The organism is Stenotrophomonas sp. P5_B8, assembly GCF_054049855.1.
Window position 1 is genome coordinate 1 of record NZ_JBFULO010000764.1, and the last position, 923, is coordinate 923.

Sequence of the window (923 nt, forward strand, 5' to 3'; positions counted from 1 at the left end):
GCGCCTAATCGCGTCTAATTCGTTCGGCGTCGAGTAGGCAGATGAGAGTGTCCGGTGCGGAAGGGCCCTCCGCACCTGGCCGACTTGTCCAACGATCCGAAAGGGAGGGAAAAGGTCGGGAAGGTGGATCGTCAGATTCGGGCAGCGACAACAGCTAGTTGGAAGGGGGGAGCTCTCGCCCGCCCTGCTCCTTGCACTGCCACATATGCCGGGGCTAGGCCGTATGGCTACCCCTCCCGCAAAAAGTTCTGACTGACCGGCGATTTCATCGGCCCGGTCGGTATAACACTGTCTTTATCGAGGAGGGCAGGAGAATGGCTCGGAACAAAAAGTCAGGCGCGACGCGCGCGAAGGCAAAGGCCAAACGGCCTAACCCCGCCCGAAAGAAGGCGTCTGCGAAGAACATCATAGAAGCGCAGAGCAGGGATGCCGCGTATCAACGCGCGCTGAAGTCGGCTGATCCCGTGAAACGACAGGTGGGAGAGCAAGTCTTCCAGCGCACGTACATCGATAAAGGCTTGCTCGCCAAGGAGGCGTCACTGCTGCACACTCGCTGGGTCGGGAACCGCTACATGTCCCCAGTGCAGGCCACACAGGCGTTCACGGACGCATATGTCGCTGCGTACCGTGCTGCTTGGGCGCGTCACTTTGACCCTTCGGAAGCGCCTCACAAGCAGCCCTGTACGTCAAGTCTCGCATTGAACGACCGAGCGGTTATCACCAGCTTGTGGCAGGCCCGTCAGAAGGCTGACGAATTGGGGATGCCGTACGATCTGTTCTGCGAAATCGTCATGGAGCGCTGGATCGTAGGCCGGAAGACGAAGCACCCACCATTGCCAAACCAGCTGCTTTCCGGGAAGTTGTTCGACGCATGGATGCGCGGACACCCCTCCTGGGCTGAGGCTAGTGAGCGGTTGTTCTTG

Annotated in this window: 1 protein-coding gene; it reads left to right on the forward strand. The window is 59.8% G+C overall.

What is annotated here, in order from left to right:
- Positions 1-314: 314 nt before the first annotated feature.
- A partial coding sequence (locus ACXJKH_RS21310) for a hypothetical protein (RefSeq protein ID WP_457322362.1) occupies positions 315-923 on the forward strand: 609 nt, incomplete at its 3' end.